Origin of the sequence: Longicatena caecimuris (assembly GCF_004341945.1) — a bacterium.
Taxonomy (GTDB): domain Bacteria; phylum Bacillota_I; class Bacilli_A; order Erysipelotrichales; family Erysipelotrichaceae; genus Longicatena; species Longicatena caecimuris.
In genome coordinates this window covers 39,991-56,209 of the sequence record NZ_SMBP01000019.1, presented here as the reverse complement: position 1 = coordinate 56,209, position 16,219 = coordinate 39,991, and the positions used below count along the sequence as shown (strand labels likewise).

The 16,219-nt window shown below is 38.7% G+C and carries 16 protein-coding genes; 14 read left to right on the top strand and 2 right to left on the bottom strand.

Features of this window, described 5'->3' with window-relative positions:
• The 8 genes from EDD61_RS10780 (at window position 1) to EDD61_RS10745 (ending at window position 8,843) form a co-directional block, all read left to right on the top strand.
• The gene (locus tag EDD61_RS10780; RefSeq protein WP_132225349.1) at window positions 1-2,100 is read left to right on the top strand and encodes an MSCRAMM family protein; all 2,100 of its coding nucleotides are present in this window, start codon (window positions 1-3) and stop codon (window positions 2,098-2,100) included.
• A 193-nt stretch (window positions 2,101-2,293) separates the two neighbouring features.
• A complete protein-coding gene (locus EDD61_RS10775; RefSeq protein WP_132225347.1) occupies window positions 2,294-4,237 on the top strand; it encodes a BglG family transcription antiterminator in 1,944 nt (647 codons plus the stop codon).
• Window positions 4,238-4,417: 180 nt separating this feature from the next.
• Window positions 4,418-5,383 carry a type I phosphomannose isomerase catalytic subunit gene (locus EDD61_RS10770; protein WP_132225345.1) on the top strand — a complete coding sequence of 322 codons (966 nt, stop codon included), beginning with the start codon at window positions 4,418-4,420 and terminating at the stop codon, window positions 5,381-5,383.
• Window positions 5,384-5,387: 4 nt separating this feature from the next.
• Window positions 5,388-5,834: a PTS sugar transporter subunit IIA gene (locus EDD61_RS10765; RefSeq protein ID WP_008690365.1), complete on the top strand. Its 447-nt coding sequence runs from the start codon at window positions 5,388-5,390 to the stop codon at window positions 5,832-5,834.
• A 2-nt stretch (window positions 5,835-5,836) separates the two neighbouring features.
• Window positions 5,837-6,145 carry a PTS fructose transporter subunit IIB gene (locus EDD61_RS10760; RefSeq protein WP_008690367.1) on the top strand — a complete coding sequence of 103 codons (309 nt, stop codon included), beginning with the start codon at window positions 5,837-5,839 and terminating at the stop codon, window positions 6,143-6,145.
• Window positions 6,146-6,178: 33 nt separating this feature from the next.
• Window positions 6,179-7,243: a PTS fructose transporter subunit IIC gene (locus tag EDD61_RS10755; protein ID WP_008690368.1), complete on the top strand. Its 1,065-nt coding sequence runs from the start codon at window positions 6,179-6,181 to the stop codon at window positions 7,241-7,243.
• Between the two features lie 6 nt (window positions 7,244-7,249).
• Entirely contained in the window at window positions 7,250-8,392 is a 1,143-nt protein-coding gene (locus EDD61_RS10750; protein ID WP_132225343.1) for a mannitol dehydrogenase family protein, read from the top strand.
• A gap of 55 nt (window positions 8,393-8,447) precedes the next feature.
• On the top strand, window positions 8,448-8,843 hold the full coding sequence (locus tag EDD61_RS10745; RefSeq protein WP_008690372.1) for a hypothetical protein: 396 nt from the start codon (window positions 8,448-8,450) through the stop codon (window positions 8,841-8,843).
• Between the two features lie 48 nt (window positions 8,844-8,891).
• On the opposite strand, the gene EDD61_RS10740 is transcribed toward EDD61_RS10745, so the two are convergent.
• Complete coding sequence (locus tag EDD61_RS10740; RefSeq protein ID WP_008978088.1) at window positions 8,892-9,212, bottom strand: hypothetical protein; 321 nt, start codon at window positions 9,210-9,212, stop codon at window positions 8,892-8,894.
• 443 nt (window positions 9,213-9,655) lie between these two features.
• On the opposite strand from EDD61_RS10740, the gene EDD61_RS14180 reads away from it, so the two are divergent.
• Entirely contained in the window at window positions 9,656-9,781 is a 126-nt protein-coding gene (locus tag EDD61_RS14180; RefSeq protein ID WP_257524875.1) for a hypothetical protein, read from the top strand.
• A gap of 160 nt (window positions 9,782-9,941) precedes the next feature.
• Here EDD61_RS14180 and EDD61_RS10735 read toward each other — a convergent pair whose 3' ends face one another.
• Window positions 9,942-11,888, bottom strand: coding sequence for a BglG family transcription antiterminator (locus EDD61_RS10735; RefSeq protein WP_008690378.1), 1,947 nt, complete (start codon window positions 11,886-11,888; stop codon window positions 9,942-9,944).
• A 334-nt stretch (window positions 11,889-12,222) separates the two neighbouring features.
• Between EDD61_RS10735 and EDD61_RS10730 the strand changes: the two genes are divergently transcribed.
• The 5 genes from EDD61_RS10730 to EDD61_RS10710 are packed head-to-tail and all read left to right on the top strand — an operon-like array spanning window position 12,223 to window position 16,215.
• Window positions 12,223-13,182: a type I phosphomannose isomerase catalytic subunit gene (locus EDD61_RS10730; RefSeq protein ID WP_132225341.1), complete on the top strand. Its 960-nt coding sequence runs from the start codon at window positions 12,223-12,225 to the stop codon at window positions 13,180-13,182.
• A 5-nt stretch (window positions 13,183-13,187) separates the two neighbouring features.
• On the top strand, window positions 13,188-13,628 hold the full coding sequence (locus tag EDD61_RS10725) for a PTS sugar transporter subunit IIA (protein ID WP_008690380.1): 441 nt from the start codon (window positions 13,188-13,190) through the stop codon (window positions 13,626-13,628).
• Window positions 13,629-13,647: 19 nt separating this feature from the next.
• The gene (locus EDD61_RS10720) at window positions 13,648-13,962 is read left to right on the top strand and encodes a PTS fructose transporter subunit IIB (protein ID WP_008690381.1); all 315 of its coding nucleotides are present in this window, start codon (window positions 13,648-13,650) and stop codon (window positions 13,960-13,962) included.
• 24 nt (window positions 13,963-13,986) lie between these two features.
• On the top strand, window positions 13,987-15,060 hold the full coding sequence (locus EDD61_RS10715; protein WP_008690382.1) for a PTS fructose transporter subunit IIC: 1,074 nt from the start codon (window positions 13,987-13,989) through the stop codon (window positions 15,058-15,060).
• Between the two features lie 9 nt (window positions 15,061-15,069).
• Window positions 15,070-16,215 carry a mannitol dehydrogenase family protein gene (locus tag EDD61_RS10710; protein ID WP_132225339.1) on the top strand — a complete coding sequence of 382 codons (1,146 nt, stop codon included), beginning with the start codon at window positions 15,070-15,072 and terminating at the stop codon, window positions 16,213-16,215.
• Window positions 16,216-16,219 lie beyond the last annotated feature (4 nt).

Here is a 16,219-nt window from a genome sequence, read left to right as displayed (position 1 = left end):
ATGAAATATATAAAACGAATCAGCGTACTATTGCTTGCTGCTTTCTGTATGGTCGCAGGTACGCAAGCTATACAGGCAGAGGAAACAACGAGAGTGACCTTTACCAATGAAGAGAATAAGACTCCTGACCTCTTTATCACCAAGCATGTAGAAAGTGCTGATGATCGCTATGAGGTACCAAAGGATGTGGCTTTCAAATTCGTATTAAAGTTAAATGGAAAGCTTGCCAATAAGGAACAATACCGTGTGTTCAATGAAAACGGAGATGAGGTATACAATCATCAGGATGGTACGATATCTTCAGAAACAACCAATAAGATACCTTTCATGACCGATCGTAATGGAAACTTTACCTTATATGGGGGATATACTGCAAAATTTGAGTATGTTGGTAATGGGGTATCCTATGAGATCTTGGAGCTGCCGCAAGAAAACTTTCAACAGGTTTCTCCGGCAGCGGGGACCTCTGCGGTTGGTACGATCCAGCCGGATGGTGCCAGAGTCGAATTTGTGAATCTGTATATGCCATATATCGAGCAGAAGACAACGGATCTGATCGTGACAAAGCATATCTCCTTTCCACAAGGTTATATATATGATGGAGAAGATAGCTTTCACTTTACCTTGAAGCTGGAAGGGAAAGCATATGCGGATGAGGCATATACGATCAAGGATAGCGATACTGGCGAAGAAGTAAAAGAAGCAAGGACCGATGAAAACGGCAGATTTACCTTAAAAGGCGGACAGAGTGCTGTCTTTAAGGAAGTCAAGGCAGATGTGGACTATGAGGTCGTTGAGGAAAACGCAGAAGGTTGGCGAGTATTGGGTGATGTAAAACAAAGCGGAGCGACACAGGCACCGGTAACAGCAGTGCAATATACCAATGCGATTGCTTCCTTTGGGGTCAATAAGACATTGAGCGATAAGAACACATCGGATGAAACATTTACGTTCTTATTAACAGATCATACAAAAAAGGCATGGAGCAATGCGAAATATGTACTGTATGATAGTGTGAGTGGAAAACGTGTAGATGATGCAACCTATACAACAGATGAGAATGGACATTTCACCTTGAAAGCGAATCAGAGTGCTATGTTCTTAGGTATAGAACCAGGAACGATATACAATGTACAGGAAATAGTAAAACCAGGCTATATCCAAAAGACACCGGTAAGCAATGAAGGCTATGAGAACAAGGTCGTAGGCGATAATGTGGAAATACTGCCATTTGTGAATGAAGAGATGAAAGAAGAAGGAACGTTATCCGTTACGAAGCTGATTGAGAATACAACAGGTGAGATACCGATGGATGATATCAAGTTCACCTTTGTGTTGAGCAGAAAGAATGGGGACGTTTATGAAGCTGTCAAGAATGCGAACTATGTCATTCCAACAGGTGATGCAGAGAGTACATATAAGACAAATGAAGCGGGTGAATTTCAGGTAAAAGGAAATCAGACCGCGCTATTCAGGGAGCTGAAACAAAAAGAAACTTATAAGGTAGAAGAGAAACAGACGAATGTGGAATATAAGATTCTTACCAATGTACAAGAAGAAAAGCTTGATAAGAAGATACAATTCTCATTTACCAATGCTTATACACCAAAAGAAATTGCGATTTATCTAAAGAAAATGAATCGTGATAAGGAAGCCTTAGAAGGAGCAGAGTTTACTTTGTATAGCGATGCAGAGATGAAAAATGCGATCGCAAGCTATACAAGCGGAAAAGCAGAAGGCTTGTTGATTAAAAAGCTGCGAGCAGGTACCTATTATCTGAAAGAAACGAAGTCACCAAAAGGCTATAAGCTGCTGGAAGAAAGCATCAAGATCGAGATCACAAGAGAAGAAGGAACAGGAAAGCTGCTTGTGAAGGTCAATGGGAAAGCAGCAGAGCAGAGTGAAGATGAGCAGATATATGTCATCACGAAGGAAGTAGGCGAAAGTGATGAAGTGCATATGATCGTGTACAATGATAAGAACTTCTGGATACCAATCACAGGAGGAACAGGGATTGCACTATTCATTGGAATTGCAATCATTGGCTGTGCAGGAGTATTGTTCGTGCTTAAGAAAAGGATGAGGAAAACGCATATCTAACATTTTATTTCATGTAAGTTAAAGGAACTTGGAGTTTCATTGGTGTGATAAAGATCACTCCAAAGTAATGAGATTCCAAGTTTTTTCATACACCTAAGAATATGCATATTAACAGACAAAAAAATACGTTATAATGGTATTTAATCTTAATAATGCTTAATTTATACAATAAAATGGAAAAGATGGTGAGAAAATGGCAGCAAATGAAAATCTTAAAAATTTTTATATTCTATTATTAGATTTAAAAGAACCTAAACAGATTGCATACTTTATCCAACATTTAAAGGTATCCACAAAGACGATCTACAATTATTTAAAGGAGCTGGAATATGAGCTTCGTCCATTTGATCTTCATGTCGAAAAGCGAAGAGGTGAGGGGTATTTGCTAGTTGGTGCTGAGGATGAGCGAGATGTGTTTCGGCGTTATCTTGAAGAAACATATTTAACACAGGACTTCACTGACTTTCGCAGAAAAGAGTTATTAGAAAATCTTTTGATGAAAGATGAAACGGTATCTGTTCGCAAGCTGGTAGAGAAATATGATGTTGCGAAAAGCAGTATCGTCAATGATTTAGAATATGTAGATAAGGTATTGCAAAAGAATGAATTATTCTTAGTAAGAGATAAGAGTGGTACATATGTGAGCGGAAAGGAACAGCACATTCGCAGTGCAAAGCGTAACTATGTTTTTGAAAAGTTTAAAGAGAAGTTGTCTGCTAAGGAAAGCTATGATTTAAAAACATGCAAAGCAATTTTGGCAAATTATGTAGCGAAAAGATATATGGAAATTGCGGAAGAAATGATTACCTTTGTAAATGATAAACTTTCTTGTGAACTAATGGATGATATGTATTATTATCAGATTTTTATACAGTTTGCTATCTTTCTTGATCGTGTGGAAAAGGAACATCTTTTAATACAAACAACTTATCGTCCTGTTGTATCGGAACTACATCGGTTAAAAACTTATCCCGTGACATTAGAATTGGCACAATGGCTGAAGAATACCTATGGGATTGCTTTAAAAGATCAAGATGTACGTTGGCTGAATGCTCGGGTATCCGGTGTTTATCATGAAAATGATATACATAGTGTGAGTCGTAAGGCGGAAGAGATTAGAAGTCAGTTAAGTGAATTCATAGAAACGATTTCGGCGGTAGTAGGAGAAAATCTGAATGATGATGAGGAATTATTTAAAGGTTTACAGCAGCATGTTGTTCCTATGATGACACGCATTACGAATAAGATTAAGATTACCAATCCTTTTTTACCGCAAATAAAAGCACAATATCCGGCACTGTTTAGTGTATTGGTCTTAGCTGCTTCCACCTTTGAGAATTCTTTGAATATTCATCTTTCAGATGATGAAATTAGTTTTCTATTAATCCATGTACAGGCTGCTATCGAACGCTATAATCTTTCTAAGAAAATTGCCATTGTAATTCATTCAAGCGGTGCGAATGCGGATTTAGTAGAACATCGAGTGAAACGCAATCTGCCACGTTTTGATGTTGTCGAAACCTTTAATTTAGATGATTTAAAACTATCCTATCTTGATGATTTTGATTTTATCATATCCACGGTAGAGATTGCTTATGATAAAAAACCTGTTATTTTGATTTCGCCACTGGTGGACGAATATGATGTTCATAAAATTAATCAGATATGTGCCGATACAAGCAAGCACAAAGAAAGTGTTAAAAATCTATTGTTAGAAACGTTGGATAAAGAAACCCTACTTTTAAAACAAGATTATGAGGATAAAGACACGGTCTTGGAAAAAATTCATACGATTTTTATGCACAATGGTTATGTCAGTGAAGGTTTTTTGGCATCTATGAAAGAAAGAGAACGCATGGCACCTACGGAAATGGGAAATGGTTTAGCAATACCGCATGGGATTTCAAAGTATGTGAAAAAGGAAAAGATCCTCGTAATGACATTGAAAAAACCAATTGTATGGGATAAAGAGAAAGTAGACATCATTATTTGTCTGGCCTTTAATTTTGCGGATAAAGAACGTTCCAGAAAGTTGATTAGCAATATTTATCAGTTCATCAAATCCAAAGATACGATTCACCGCGTACGTGAATGTACAACAGAAAAGGCATTTTATGAAATTGTCAGAAGTCTTTAAATGGTCTTGCTACACCTTGTATTATCATTTAAGCTAACCGTTTGTTTTTTGTGTTTGTTAAATATAAGAAGCAGACGGTTTTTTATGTGTCCTAAGACTTACAAAAAACTATGAAGAGGATTGGCATATCGTAAAAAAGTTTCTCATGACATAATGTAGTTGTCAAAGGAGAGTGATGATATGAAGGATGAGGTGTTATTTCTAAAATCGCCATTGAAAGAAAAAATCTATGGAGGAAATCGCATCCAGAAAAAATTTGGCTTTTTAGAGGAGATGAATAAGAAAATTGGTGAATACTGGGCAATCAGTGCTCATGATAACGGTGTCAGTATCATTACCAATACGGCTTGCGAGGGGCAAAGCCTAAAAGAGGTTTATGAAAAGCATCGTGAATTATTTCATCACGATAAACGCGAACGGTTTCCTTTATTGGTAAAGATCAATGAGATTACCAGTCCGGTATCCGTACAGGTACATCCGGATGATGCATATGCGAAGGTACATGAGCATGACTTAGGGAAAGCTGAGTTTTGTTTATTTCTGGATGTGGATGATGGAACAAAATTAGTACGCGGACATCGTGCCAAAAGTCGTGGAGAGTTTCAAAAAATGGCACTGGAAAAGCGATGGGATGAGCTGCTCATACGTAAAGAGGTAAAAACAGGTGATTTTGTATATACACCGGCAGGTGTCGTACATGGCGTAGAAGGAAAGATGCTGATGGCAGAGGTCCAGCAAAGCAGTGATGTGACATATCGCATTTATGATTATGATAATGTAGATGTCAATGGAAAACCACGTGAATTGCATTTGGAAAAAGCCTTAGATGTTGTGACAATCCCACACGAAGAACCGATGGTAAAACCGCAAATTACAGAGCATGGACAAAATGAAATCCAACAGTATATCGACAATGCTTTCTTCCGCATTACGAAGTATGGCATACATGAAGCAGAGTGTATAGAAAATGAAACATATTCCTTATGCTTGGTACTAGATGGCAAAGGCACATTAACTACAGGAGAAGATACTTATGGTATCGGTGCAGGCATGAGCTTCATTATCACTTCGAATGCAAAACAGTATACGATCGATGGAAATCTTTCCTTATTGGTAAGTGAGCCAGGCATGGTGAAGGGGGAATAACGACATGTTTGATCAGCAGTTAACGTTTGTCAAGAAACAGTTTCAAACCAAAATGGAAGCAATTGATTTCTTGATTCAAAAAGCGATAGAAAGTAAGAAAGTGATAGGAGGTGAAGCATATAAACAATCGGTTTGTCAACGGGAAGAGGAATTCTCTACCGCAGTTGGTTATGATATCGCGATTCCGCATGGCTCCAGTCAAGATGTACAAGAATCCTTTGTCGCAGTCGCTACCTTAGAAGCTCCGCTGCATTGGGGTGATGAGCTGGTGAAGATGATCTTTCTGATTGGGGTTCCAGAGAATAAGCGAACAAAAGAGCATTTGCAAATATTAGCTTGGTTAAGCAGAAATCTAATGCATCAGGAGTTTCGTGAAGATATTCTGCATGCAGAAAATGAACAACAGTTATTCAACTGTTTGAAAAAACTGGAAACAGAGAAAGGAGATTAGCTATGAAGATTGTTGGCATTACCGCTTGTCCAACAGGCATTGCGCATACATATATGGCGCAAGAGGCATTAGAAGAAGCAGGTCGTAAAAGGGGACATGAAATTAAATTAGAAACGCAAGGTGCGATGGGTGCTGAAAATGAAATCACTGAAGATGAAGTGGAAACGGCGGATGTTGTATTAATCGCGGTTGGTTGTGCTGTAGAAGGTATGGAACGTTTTGAAGACAAAATTGTTGTTGAGATTGATGTGGCGGATGCGATTAAAAATCCGCAGGCCGCAATCATGAAGTTAGAAGAAGCAGTAAAGTAAGCAACATAATAAAGAAAAGAGGAGAGTGAAACTATGAGTGTTGATTTTAAGAAAATTAAGAATTATCTGATGACAGGTATGTCTTACATGATTCCAATGACGGTTATCGGTGGTATCTTCTATGCCGGTTCTATTGCTTTTGGTGGTACAGCCGTGGCAGGTGAAGGTATGGTAATCAAAAACGAATTTCTATTGCATGTACAGGAAATCGGTGCAGCTGGTTTGTTTATGATGATTCCTGTATTAGCTGGATATATCGCTTATGCCATTGCGGGGAAACCAGGTTTAGCACCAGGATTGGTTGCCGGATATATTGCGAACACAGAAATTACAATTGGTGGTAATGCGGTAAAAACTGGTTTTTTAGGAGCATTGGTGTTAGGTTTTATGACTGGATATATCGTACGTTATATGAAGAAAATTCATTATCCGGACTTAATTAAAACGGTTGTACCAATTCTGATTATTCCGGTTGTGACATCTTTTATCGTATGTATCTTCTATATGTATATCTTAGCGAATCCAATCGGTATGGCAATGGGCGGTATCGAAAGCTTCTTAACTAGCTTATCCAGTGGCAGTAAAGTAGTGCTTGGCATCATCATGGGTATGATGGTTACAGTTGATATGGGCGGACCGGTAAATAAGACCGCTTGCTTGTTCTCCATCGGTATGATGGCAGAAGGTCATTATGAATTCTTTGGTATCTGTGCGGTTCCAATTTGTACTGCCCCATTAGGTATGGGTCTGGCAACTTTATTATCAAAGAATAAATATACACAGGAAGAACGTGATGCAGGTAAGGCTTCCTTGTTCATGGGATTGATTGGTATTTCTGAAGGGGCAATTCCATTGGCAGTTGCAGATCCGGCAAAAGTTATTCCATCCATTATGGCCGGTGGTGCTGTTGGCGGTGCTATTGCGGCAGTTACCGGTGTTAAGGATTATGCGCCACATGGCGGACCTATTGTATTACCGATCATTGATGAAAAAGTTTGGTTTGTCATTGCTATTATCGTCGGTACGATCGTGACAGCCTTACTGGCAAATGTATTAAAAAAGCCAATTGTTGAAAAAGCAGATAAGGAAGCTGCTTAGAACGATATGAAACACGCATTGATTATTGGTGCAGGAAGATTAGGCAAGGGTTTTATCGGGGAAACCCTTGCGAATGCAGAAGGATGGAAAACGACATTTATAGATATTGACGAAAACGTCATTGAGGCAATGAAAAATAAGGGGTATTACGATGTGTGTGTACATCGCGAAACACGCATTGATGAGCATCGCGTTCGTGGTTATGATGCTTATACATGGAAACAAAGTGGGGCAATGGAAAGTGTAATCGATGCCGATGTCATTTACTTTGTCATTTACCCAGAACAAATACCGCAGGCTGTATGCACTGTCTGTGAAGGGCTGTATCGTAGAAAACAGCAACAGCCTGATAAGAAGCTTTGTATGATCTTTATCACAAATAAAAATCATTTAATGAAAGATATTGAGCAGATGTTTTATGAACATTTGCCAGAAGAAACACATGCCTGGTTTCAGGAACAGGTTGTCTTACGCGATTCTATCGTGCGAAGAAGTACAGATGCCCAAAGCAATGCGGCCTTAAATATTCGTACGACAGCGGTATTATCCTTACTGATCCAGCAACCCTTAAATGTTGATCTATCAGCGATTGAGTGGATGGAAACATGTGATCAATTAGAGCTATTAAAAGATGTAAAGGTGTTTGTGGTAAATGGTCCACATGCTGCCAGTGCTTTTCTGGGATATTATAAAGGCTATGAAACTATTAATGAAATTAGTAGTGATGAAGAAGGGGCAGCCTTTATTAAGGAAGTAGAAAAAGAGATAACAGAAGGTGTCTTACAGCATTATCCACTAACGAAAAAGCAGTTGTATAACTTAAGTCATTTCCCTGCGGCGAAAGGTGAAATGGTAGATTATATTTATCGTGTGGCGTATGATCCAATTCGCAAATTGACCAAAGGTGATCGTTTAGCCGGCAGTGCTGCTATGTGTTATGCGCATGGATTGCCTTATGACGCGATAGCCAAAGCGATGGCATATGGTTTTCTCTACGATGAGCCTAGAGATAAACAAGCAGTGGTATTACAAAAAAGCATTCATGAGGAAGGTATCTTACAGACGATTGTAAAACTTACTGGTTTTGCTAAAGAACATGAAGTCACCAAACGCATCTTATATTACTATGAACAATTGAAAAAAGCATAGATGAAGTGGCTCTTGTTATTCAAGAGTCATTTCGCTGTTAGAAAGGAGCGTAATTATGCGGGTAGTGAAAATTGTAGCAATGGATGTAAATCGTTATTTTGAAAACCTGAAAAAAGGGCTTTATGATGAGGTGAAGAAACATCAAAAGAATCTACGTTATGAGGATATTCAAGAAGGTTTCTGTTTTGAGGATTCCTATGGCACCTTATGTTGTCTGCGTAGATGTGATAATCAAAGTATTTTTCAAATGGAGAAGCAATATCCTGGTATGATACAAATACTCGTTCATAAAATTGAACCTTTCGATGAAAAGTATCGTGTTCTTTATGAAGAAAAAATCACCCATACAACTATTCGTAATAAGCTGGTTTATGCATGGCGAGCCAGAACATCACAGGCACGTTTTACCATGATGGAGGCATTAACAACCTTTATCGATAAAGCACAATAAAACACGCAGAACTTGCGTGTTAAATAAAATGTTAATGTTTCACAAGGCTTATACATGATTTGTATGCATAAAATCAGCAAATGCTTTTTGTAGATTATGCAGATTGAGGTAATCATAGAACTGTTCATGGGATAAATCTTTATGGTATTCATCTACGATATTGCTTACATAGTCGGCAAAGATATAAGGAATGCCACTTTGTGTTCTTATATAATGAATATGCCAGCTATCTTCGTTTGCTGTTACACTTACCGATGCTGTATCAACACCCATATCACCCCATATATCATCTGTGAAGATATCGGTGTAAAAGGGTATGTTATTTTGTTTTAAGGTTTCATGAAATGAAGCTAAATCTTGTACTGTCATGTTGTGTTCCTTCCTTTCTTGCTCATTATAATCGTACAATTAAAAAAGTACAAGTATTCTGTAAGAGGAAACGAAAAAGATGATGGGAAAGATAGAAATGGGGGTATACTATGTTGTGTATTTTGAGGTACGAAAAGTCTTGCTAGTAATAATTGTTAGCATGAATGTTAGATAGATTGTTAGCAAGATTAAAATAGTTCTTCTTTTCTTACAAAGATAATAAGCACAAAAAATTCACTTTTATTAGTTTTTAATATCGAATCATGATGTTTTATGTAAATAAAGTAGAAAAAATCAATTTATCATATAACTATAGTAAGCAAAACATGCTTTCTTGCTACTAATGATTGTTAGATAGATAGTTAGCAAGATGTTAGCAAGGATATTTATGATTGAGAGTAGAACCATTAAATTTTAAAGAGAATATGTGGATGATATAAAGTATGCAGTCATTGCATTTGCGAATGCTGATGGAGAAAAATTTATATAAGAATGATGACATTGTTACAGTAGGTGGTTTAATAGGTATGACCGTCTTATGTAATCAGCACTTCGCAAGTGTTTTTTAGCGCTTAAAGATCATAGAAAAAGGAATACTCAAAGAATAACAACAAAAGGAAAAAGATTAACTCCTGTGCAATACAGAAATCAATCCTTCGTAACTGCTTGATTTAGCCTATTTACTTTAAGTCCAAATAATTGAGTACACTTCAAAGTGACTACTTTTTACTATTTCGATAATCTTTTACCATACAAAAGACCTAGCACCTCTTCACACGTTTCCGCTGCGGATATCTGCTCTATAAATTCATTAGCACTGATGAGATGATACAAATCCTTTAAAAGTTTTTTCATGATTTCCTTCTGTTCAAAAGATACTGCCGTAAAGAAGATGACACGCACCATATCTTCTTTCCAAAGAATAGGTTCTTCTAACGTGATAAGAACAATGGCGGTATGATTTACAAAAGTATCAAGTCCATGGGGAATGGCAATACCATTGCCAATTTCTGTAGAAGATATCTTTTCACGATTTAAGACACTTTGATAGAAGTCCTCGGTTATGTATCCCTTTTTTCGTAAGATATCATTTGCTGTTTTTAAAATTTCTTCTTTTGATTTACATTTCTGTTTCACTAAGATCGTATCACTGCTAATGGCTTGCAACAGGGAATAAAAGCGTGATTCCTTGACATCACGTATCAGCTTATCGTAGGTCTGCTTAATTTTTTGAATATCATTGCTATCAGCTAATGGAGAAATGACGACAGAAGGTAAATCTGTTGATACTTCCATCGTTGAAATGATGAAATCAAAATCATGCAAGTATTTTTCTTTCAAATCTTGGATGTTGATTAATTCAATGACATCAAAGGTAGGCAGATTGATCTTAATCTGATTTTCAATCAATAAGGCATTCGCTAAGTTGCAGTTATACACAATGGCAATCTTTTTTGATAAGTTATGTCGTTCTAATGCTGCCTGAAAGTGAATGAGGATAAACCCGATTTCATCATCGGACAAGGTATACCCTAATTTCTTTTCCAGCACGCTGGAAGCAAGGGAAATGACACTGAACATGGCGGTAAACTGCTGCTTGATCTGAAGCAAAAAAGGATTGGTAATCTTAATGTTGTTTTTTAAGCGGGCAATCATAGGGACAAAATGATTAGATAAACCTGTCTTTAACAGCTCATCAGACATGAAGTCTACCGAGAAGATATCACCGATGGAAGTTATCAGTTCATTCACAATATCCTGTACGATAGGAGAATAGCCATCCTTAGCTTTTTGATCTTCATGATACACACCGGCAATCCTTGCATTCACCCAGCGAATATCTCGATCATTCATCGTGATGCCATGCGCATCTTTTAACCATTGGGTAATCTCCTCTGTGATAGGATAGGTCTTTAATATATGCAGTTCGGTAACAACCGGACGGGCTGGTGCTTCTGTAATCCCATAACCTTTGCGAATTCTTGAGATAAAGATCGCATAGGTGACAAAAATCTGATTATAGTAATTGGTATCCAGATGAAAATTTAATTTATCCTGTGCCATCTGAATCATCTGACGACTGATGTTTTGACTTTCTTCATCCACATAACGAGATAAGATTGCTTGACAAGTCTTGCGGTCAATGACTTTATCTTGTTGCGACAAGGCCATGAGTTCATTGAAAATAAACTTCCGCTTGGCACTGCGAATCCGCTGTTCCTTACCGATGATGCGGGTCCCGCTTTTATCACGTTGTAAATAAAGATCCTGTTGCGAAAGATGCTGTTCGATTTTCTCCAAATCTTTCACGATGGAAGTGGAACTGACACAATAGGCATCCGACAGACGACGCACCGACACACATTCATCTTTCATTAATAATTTTTCGAGAATTTTATGTTGACGATTTTTACTTGTGGGTGTTTCATCTAAATCCTGCTGTATCGCTTCACGTAGCTTTGCGCGCTCTTCCATACTGCCTTCTAAGCGTATGCCAACACCATGGCGTGAAATTAACGCTACCTGATGATTTCGCATATAGTAGCGTAAATCGTTGATATAATTGGAGATGGTTTTGCTGGATACCATGAGCTTTTCGGCATAGTAGCTGGTCTTATGGAAGTCTTCTTCTTCCAGCAGAAGATTAAGAAACAGCGTTAATTTCGATGATTTCATTGTGATTCTCCTTTCAGAATAAGGAATAGAGAAATCCCTAAGATATCATAAGATGAAATCTTGGAATCGGCTATTGCAAACTCTTTCCAGATGTTGTGGAAAAAAAGATACACGAACACGTGCAGTATCACTATCATAACATTTTTTTATGACATTTAAAGGGAGTTTTTGCATAAATACAGCATAATTTCTTGAAATCTTTCCCCTATAGGGGAAAGCATGGTGCCGGTAATTGCCGGTGTTTTTTTATTTCCGGAAGTTGTAGAAAAGAGTTGGTATTTCGCAAATAAATTTCCCCTTTTACAATAGGGGCGTAAGAAAGGAGCGCAAGACAATGAGCAAGGAAATTCTGAAACTGAAATCCGTGATGAAAGAGAAAGCATATGGCGGTACGCAGATTGCTGAATATTTGGGTTTAGCCCAAGATACCCATCAACGCATTGGTGAATATTGGATGATCAGTGCCCATGAACATGGAGAAAGCAGAATCTTACAAGAACCTTTTCAAGATATGCGTTTGAGCGAAGTGTATGAACAGCATCGTGAGTTGTTTGCTAATAGTAAACAGGAACACTTTCCCTTGTTAATCAAGATGAATGATGTATCATCCTCTCCATCCTTACAGGTACATCCCGATGATGCTTATGCTCAAGCCCATGAACATGCCACAGGAAAAAGTGAATTCTGTTTGTATCTGAAAACAGCACCAAACACACAACTCATCTATGGGCATACGGCCAAAACCAAAGAAGCCTTCTTGCAACGTATTGCCCAGGGTGAAATTGATGATTTGGTAATACGCAAACCAATTCATGATGGAGATGCTGCGTATATTCCTGCCGGTATCTTACATGGCTGTGAAGGGAAAATGCTTGTGTATGAGGTTCAACAAAATTCTGATATCACATATCGCATTTACGATTATGACAATACAGATGCTTTCGGAAATAAACGACCTCTGCAAATTGCTAAGGCGGCAGATGTTGTATGCATCCCTCATAAAGATGCCCCACTTACTCCTACAATACAAAAGGAAAAAGCCTTTACCTGTATTACGTATTGTGACAATGACATCTTCACCATTCGTCAATATCAAATACAGGAAGCAGTGGACATCGTAAATGAAAGCTATGCGTTGTTAACGATTCTTCAGGGTCAGGGATTACTTGAAACCAAGCAGGAAACACTGGATGTCAAAGCGGGAGATAATCTCATTGTCACATCACTTGCCAAGCGCTACACCTTGCAAGGGAGTATGCAAGTGATGGTTGCCATACCGAAGGAAAAGAGGTGAAACATGTGTTTACAAAGGAGATAGTAAACGTCAGTGATCAACAGTTTCAAGATAAAAGGGAAGTCATTTCTTATCTTGCGGACCTTGCGGATAAAGCGGGTAAGATTACCGATAAAAAAAGTTATGTTGAGGCTGTTTTGAAACGCGAAGAAGTAGTATCTACAGCCATTGGCTACAGCGTTGCCATACCGCATGGCGAAAGTGATGCGGTTAAGGATACCTTCGTGGCTTGTTTAAAGCTGAATCATCCTTTGCAATGGGATGAGGAACAGGTAAATTTGATCTTTATGATTGGAGTTCCATTAGCAAGCCGTAATGCAGAGCATTTGCGAATATTGGCAATGCTAAGTCGCCATTTGATCAAAGCGGATTTTCGCCAACAATTACAAGATGCGAAAACCAGTGAAGCATTTTATGACTGTATTTCCGTATTAGAAGAGGAATAAACGATAGGAGGAAAAAGAAATGAAAATCGTTGCCGTTGCCGCATGTACCACAGGTATTGCGCACACGTACATGGCACAGGAAGCCATTGAACAGGAATGTAAGAAAAGAGGTTATGACTACAAGGTAGAAACCCAAGGGGGCATGGGTATTGAAAATGAACTGGAGGAAGATGATATCGCCAGTGCAGATGCTGTCATTTTGGCAGTAGCCATCGGCATCGAAGGAGAAGAACGTTTTGAAGAAAAAGAAGAGGAAGGCAAGGTCATCACGATTGATCCTTCTGTAGTAATCAAAAATCCTGCTGAGATCATTGATCAGGCAGAAAAGCTCTAAAGAAGAGGAAAGAGAGGAAATCCTATGTTTAAAAATATTGGAAAAGATTTGGTAAAGGCGTTTAATACCGGTGTTTCATATTTTCTTCCAGCCGTTGTTATCGGTGGTGTCTTCTTAGCCATCGCCTTAGCAACCGGAGATGCCGGTGCCGAAGGTATGAAAGTCACCAATCCTTTCATGCAGAATTTGAATACGATTGGTTCTGCCGGTATGGCCATGATGATTCCTATGCTAGCTGGTTATATCGCTTATTCACTAGCTGGGAAACCGGGCTTAGCACCTGGTATGATTGCCGGTTATATCGCTAACAATCCCGTTGGTGAAAATAGTGTATCTACCGGTTTCTTAGGTGCGATGATCATGGGTATCTTTGTTGGTTATGTATGCAAATGGATCAAATCATGGAAGGTGAACACAACCATTAAAAGCATCATGCCAGTCTTGATCATTCCTATTCTATCAACACTGATTTGCTGTTTAGCTTATATGTATATCTTAGTTGGTCCATTAGGTGCTTTGATGAAAGCCTTGACCACGATGTTAAGCAATATGCAGGGCGGCAGCGCTATCCTGTTAGGAATCGTTATTGGATTGATGACAGCCTTTGATATGGGTGGACCGATTAATAAGACAGCTTCAGCATTTACCATGGCATTGATGGCAGAAGGTATTTATGGACCAAACGGTGCTTTTCGTGTTGCGGTTGCCATTCCTCCACTTGGACTAGCTTTATCAACATTCATTTCACGTAAAAAATATGATGATGCTGAAAAACAATTAGGTATTACCGCAGCCTTTATGGGATTGATTGGTATTACCGAAGGGGCAATTCCATTTGCTGTTAAGGATATCAAACATGTATTGCCAGCAATCTGTTTAGGTAGTGCGGTAGGTGCCGGCTTAGCAATGATGCATGCAATTGACTGTTATGTTCCTCATGGCGGTATGATCGTTGTAGCAGCTACCAGCAAGCCGCTGTTATACACCTTAGATATGGCAATCGGTGTCGTTGTGACAGCCATTGCATTGATGTTTATCAAACCGAATTTAGAGGATAAGAAAAAGAAAGCAGAAGCCAAAGCGGTAGAAACGAAATAGGGAAGTCTTATGGCAAATGCAGTCATTCTTGGTGCAGGTAGATTGGGGAAGGGGTTTCTTGGAGAAACCCTTGCCAATGCACCACGCTGGCATACAACATTTTTAGATAAAGATGCCGGTGTTATCCGAAAACTAAAAGAAACAGGCAGTTACCATGTGCAGGTCTATCGCAAGGAGTGCATAGAAGAACATGAGGTAAGCGGCTATGAGGCATATGAAACCCTGCTAGAGCCACAGGATTGCCATGCCATCGTATATGCCGATCTCTTGTTTCTTAGCATCTATCCCCAAGATTTTCCTGAGGCTATCGCATATGTAAAAGAAATCTTTAAGATGCGGGCAAAGACAAATCCCAATCAAAAGCTGAGCATGCTTTGTTTAACAAATAAAAACGGCATGATACCAATGATTCAGGATGCTTTTGTAAAAGATATGAATGAAGAGCTACTGTCTTGGTTTATGCATCAGGTCGTCATACGGGATACCATCATTCGCCGCAGTACCGATGCCGATGATCATCGTTCGCTAAACATTCGCTCAACAGCAGTCTTGTCCTTATTGATACAACCGCCATTAACGATTGATATCGCAGATATTGAGTGGTTAGAGTTATGTGATGATATCGCCATGTTAAAAGATATTAAAGTATTCCTTGTGAATGGTCCTCATGCGGCCAGTGCTTATCTTGGTTGGTATCGAGGTTATACGACCATTAATGAACTATTGGAAGATGAAGATGGGGCAGCCTTTATTCAGGAAGTTACCAAAGAAATACGTGCCGGTATCCTGCAACAGTATCCCATCAGTGAAGAGCAGTTGGATAAGTTAAGTGTCTTTCCGAAAGCAAAAGGAGATATGCCGGATACGGTTTATCGGGTAGGAAAAGATCCACTGCGTAAGCTTAGCTATGATGATCGCTTATGTGGCAGTGCCCGTATGTGTAAAGCGCATCACTTACCTTATGAACATATCGTACAAGCGATTGCGTATGGTTTGCTTTATGATGAAAAAACGGATGAAGCTGCTATGCAGATGCAGATGCTCATTCAAGAAAAAGGCATCATCGAAGCGGTTCATCAAATATGCGGTTTCTCTTATCAAGATGATTTGTTAAAGGAAATTTGTTCATGGTATGTACGTTTAAAAAATAAGTAATCCT

Excerpts from the sequence above, each read along its gene's own strand:
- EDD61_RS10780 (WP_132225349.1), top strand. The coding sequence starts at position 1 with ATGAAATATATAAAACGAATCAGCGTACTATTGCTTGCTGCTTTCTGT.
- EDD61_RS10775 (WP_132225347.1), top strand. The coding sequence starts at position 2,294 with ATGGCAGCAAATGAAAATCTTAAAAATTTTTATATTCTATTATTAGAT.
- EDD61_RS10770 (WP_132225345.1), top strand. The coding sequence starts at position 4,418 with ATGAAGGATGAGGTGTTATTTCTAAAATCGCCATTGAAAGAAAAAATC.
- EDD61_RS10765 (WP_008690365.1), top strand. The coding sequence starts at position 5,388 with ATGTTTGATCAGCAGTTAACGTTTGTCAAGAAACAGTTTCAAACCAAA.
- EDD61_RS10760 (WP_008690367.1), top strand. The coding sequence starts at position 5,837 with ATGAAGATTGTTGGCATTACCGCTTGTCCAACAGGCATTGCGCATACA.
- EDD61_RS10755 (WP_008690368.1), top strand. The coding sequence starts at position 6,179 with ATGAGTGTTGATTTTAAGAAAATTAAGAATTATCTGATGACAGGTATG.
- EDD61_RS10750 (WP_132225343.1), top strand. The coding sequence starts at position 7,250 with ATGAAACACGCATTGATTATTGGTGCAGGAAGATTAGGCAAGGGTTTT.
- EDD61_RS10745 (WP_008690372.1), top strand. The coding sequence starts at position 8,448 with ATGCGGGTAGTGAAAATTGTAGCAATGGATGTAAATCGTTATTTTGAA.
- EDD61_RS10740 (WP_008978088.1), bottom strand. The coding sequence starts at position 9,212 with ATGACAGTACAAGATTTAGCTTCATTTCATGAAACCTTAAAACAAAAT.
- EDD61_RS14180 (WP_257524875.1), top strand. The coding sequence starts at position 9,656 with ATGCAGTCATTGCATTTGCGAATGCTGATGGAGAAAAATTTATATAAG.
- EDD61_RS10735 (WP_008690378.1), bottom strand. The coding sequence starts at position 11,888 with ATGAAATCATCGAAATTAACGCTGTTTCTTAATCTTCTGCTGGAAGAA.
- EDD61_RS10730 (WP_132225341.1), top strand. The coding sequence starts at position 12,223 with ATGAGCAAGGAAATTCTGAAACTGAAATCCGTGATGAAAGAGAAAGCA.
- EDD61_RS10720 (WP_008690381.1), top strand. The coding sequence starts at position 13,648 with ATGAAAATCGTTGCCGTTGCCGCATGTACCACAGGTATTGCGCACACG.
- EDD61_RS10715 (WP_008690382.1), top strand. The coding sequence starts at position 13,987 with ATGTTTAAAAATATTGGAAAAGATTTGGTAAAGGCGTTTAATACCGGT.
- EDD61_RS10710 (WP_132225339.1), top strand. The coding sequence starts at position 15,070 with ATGGCAAATGCAGTCATTCTTGGTGCAGGTAGATTGGGGAAGGGGTTT.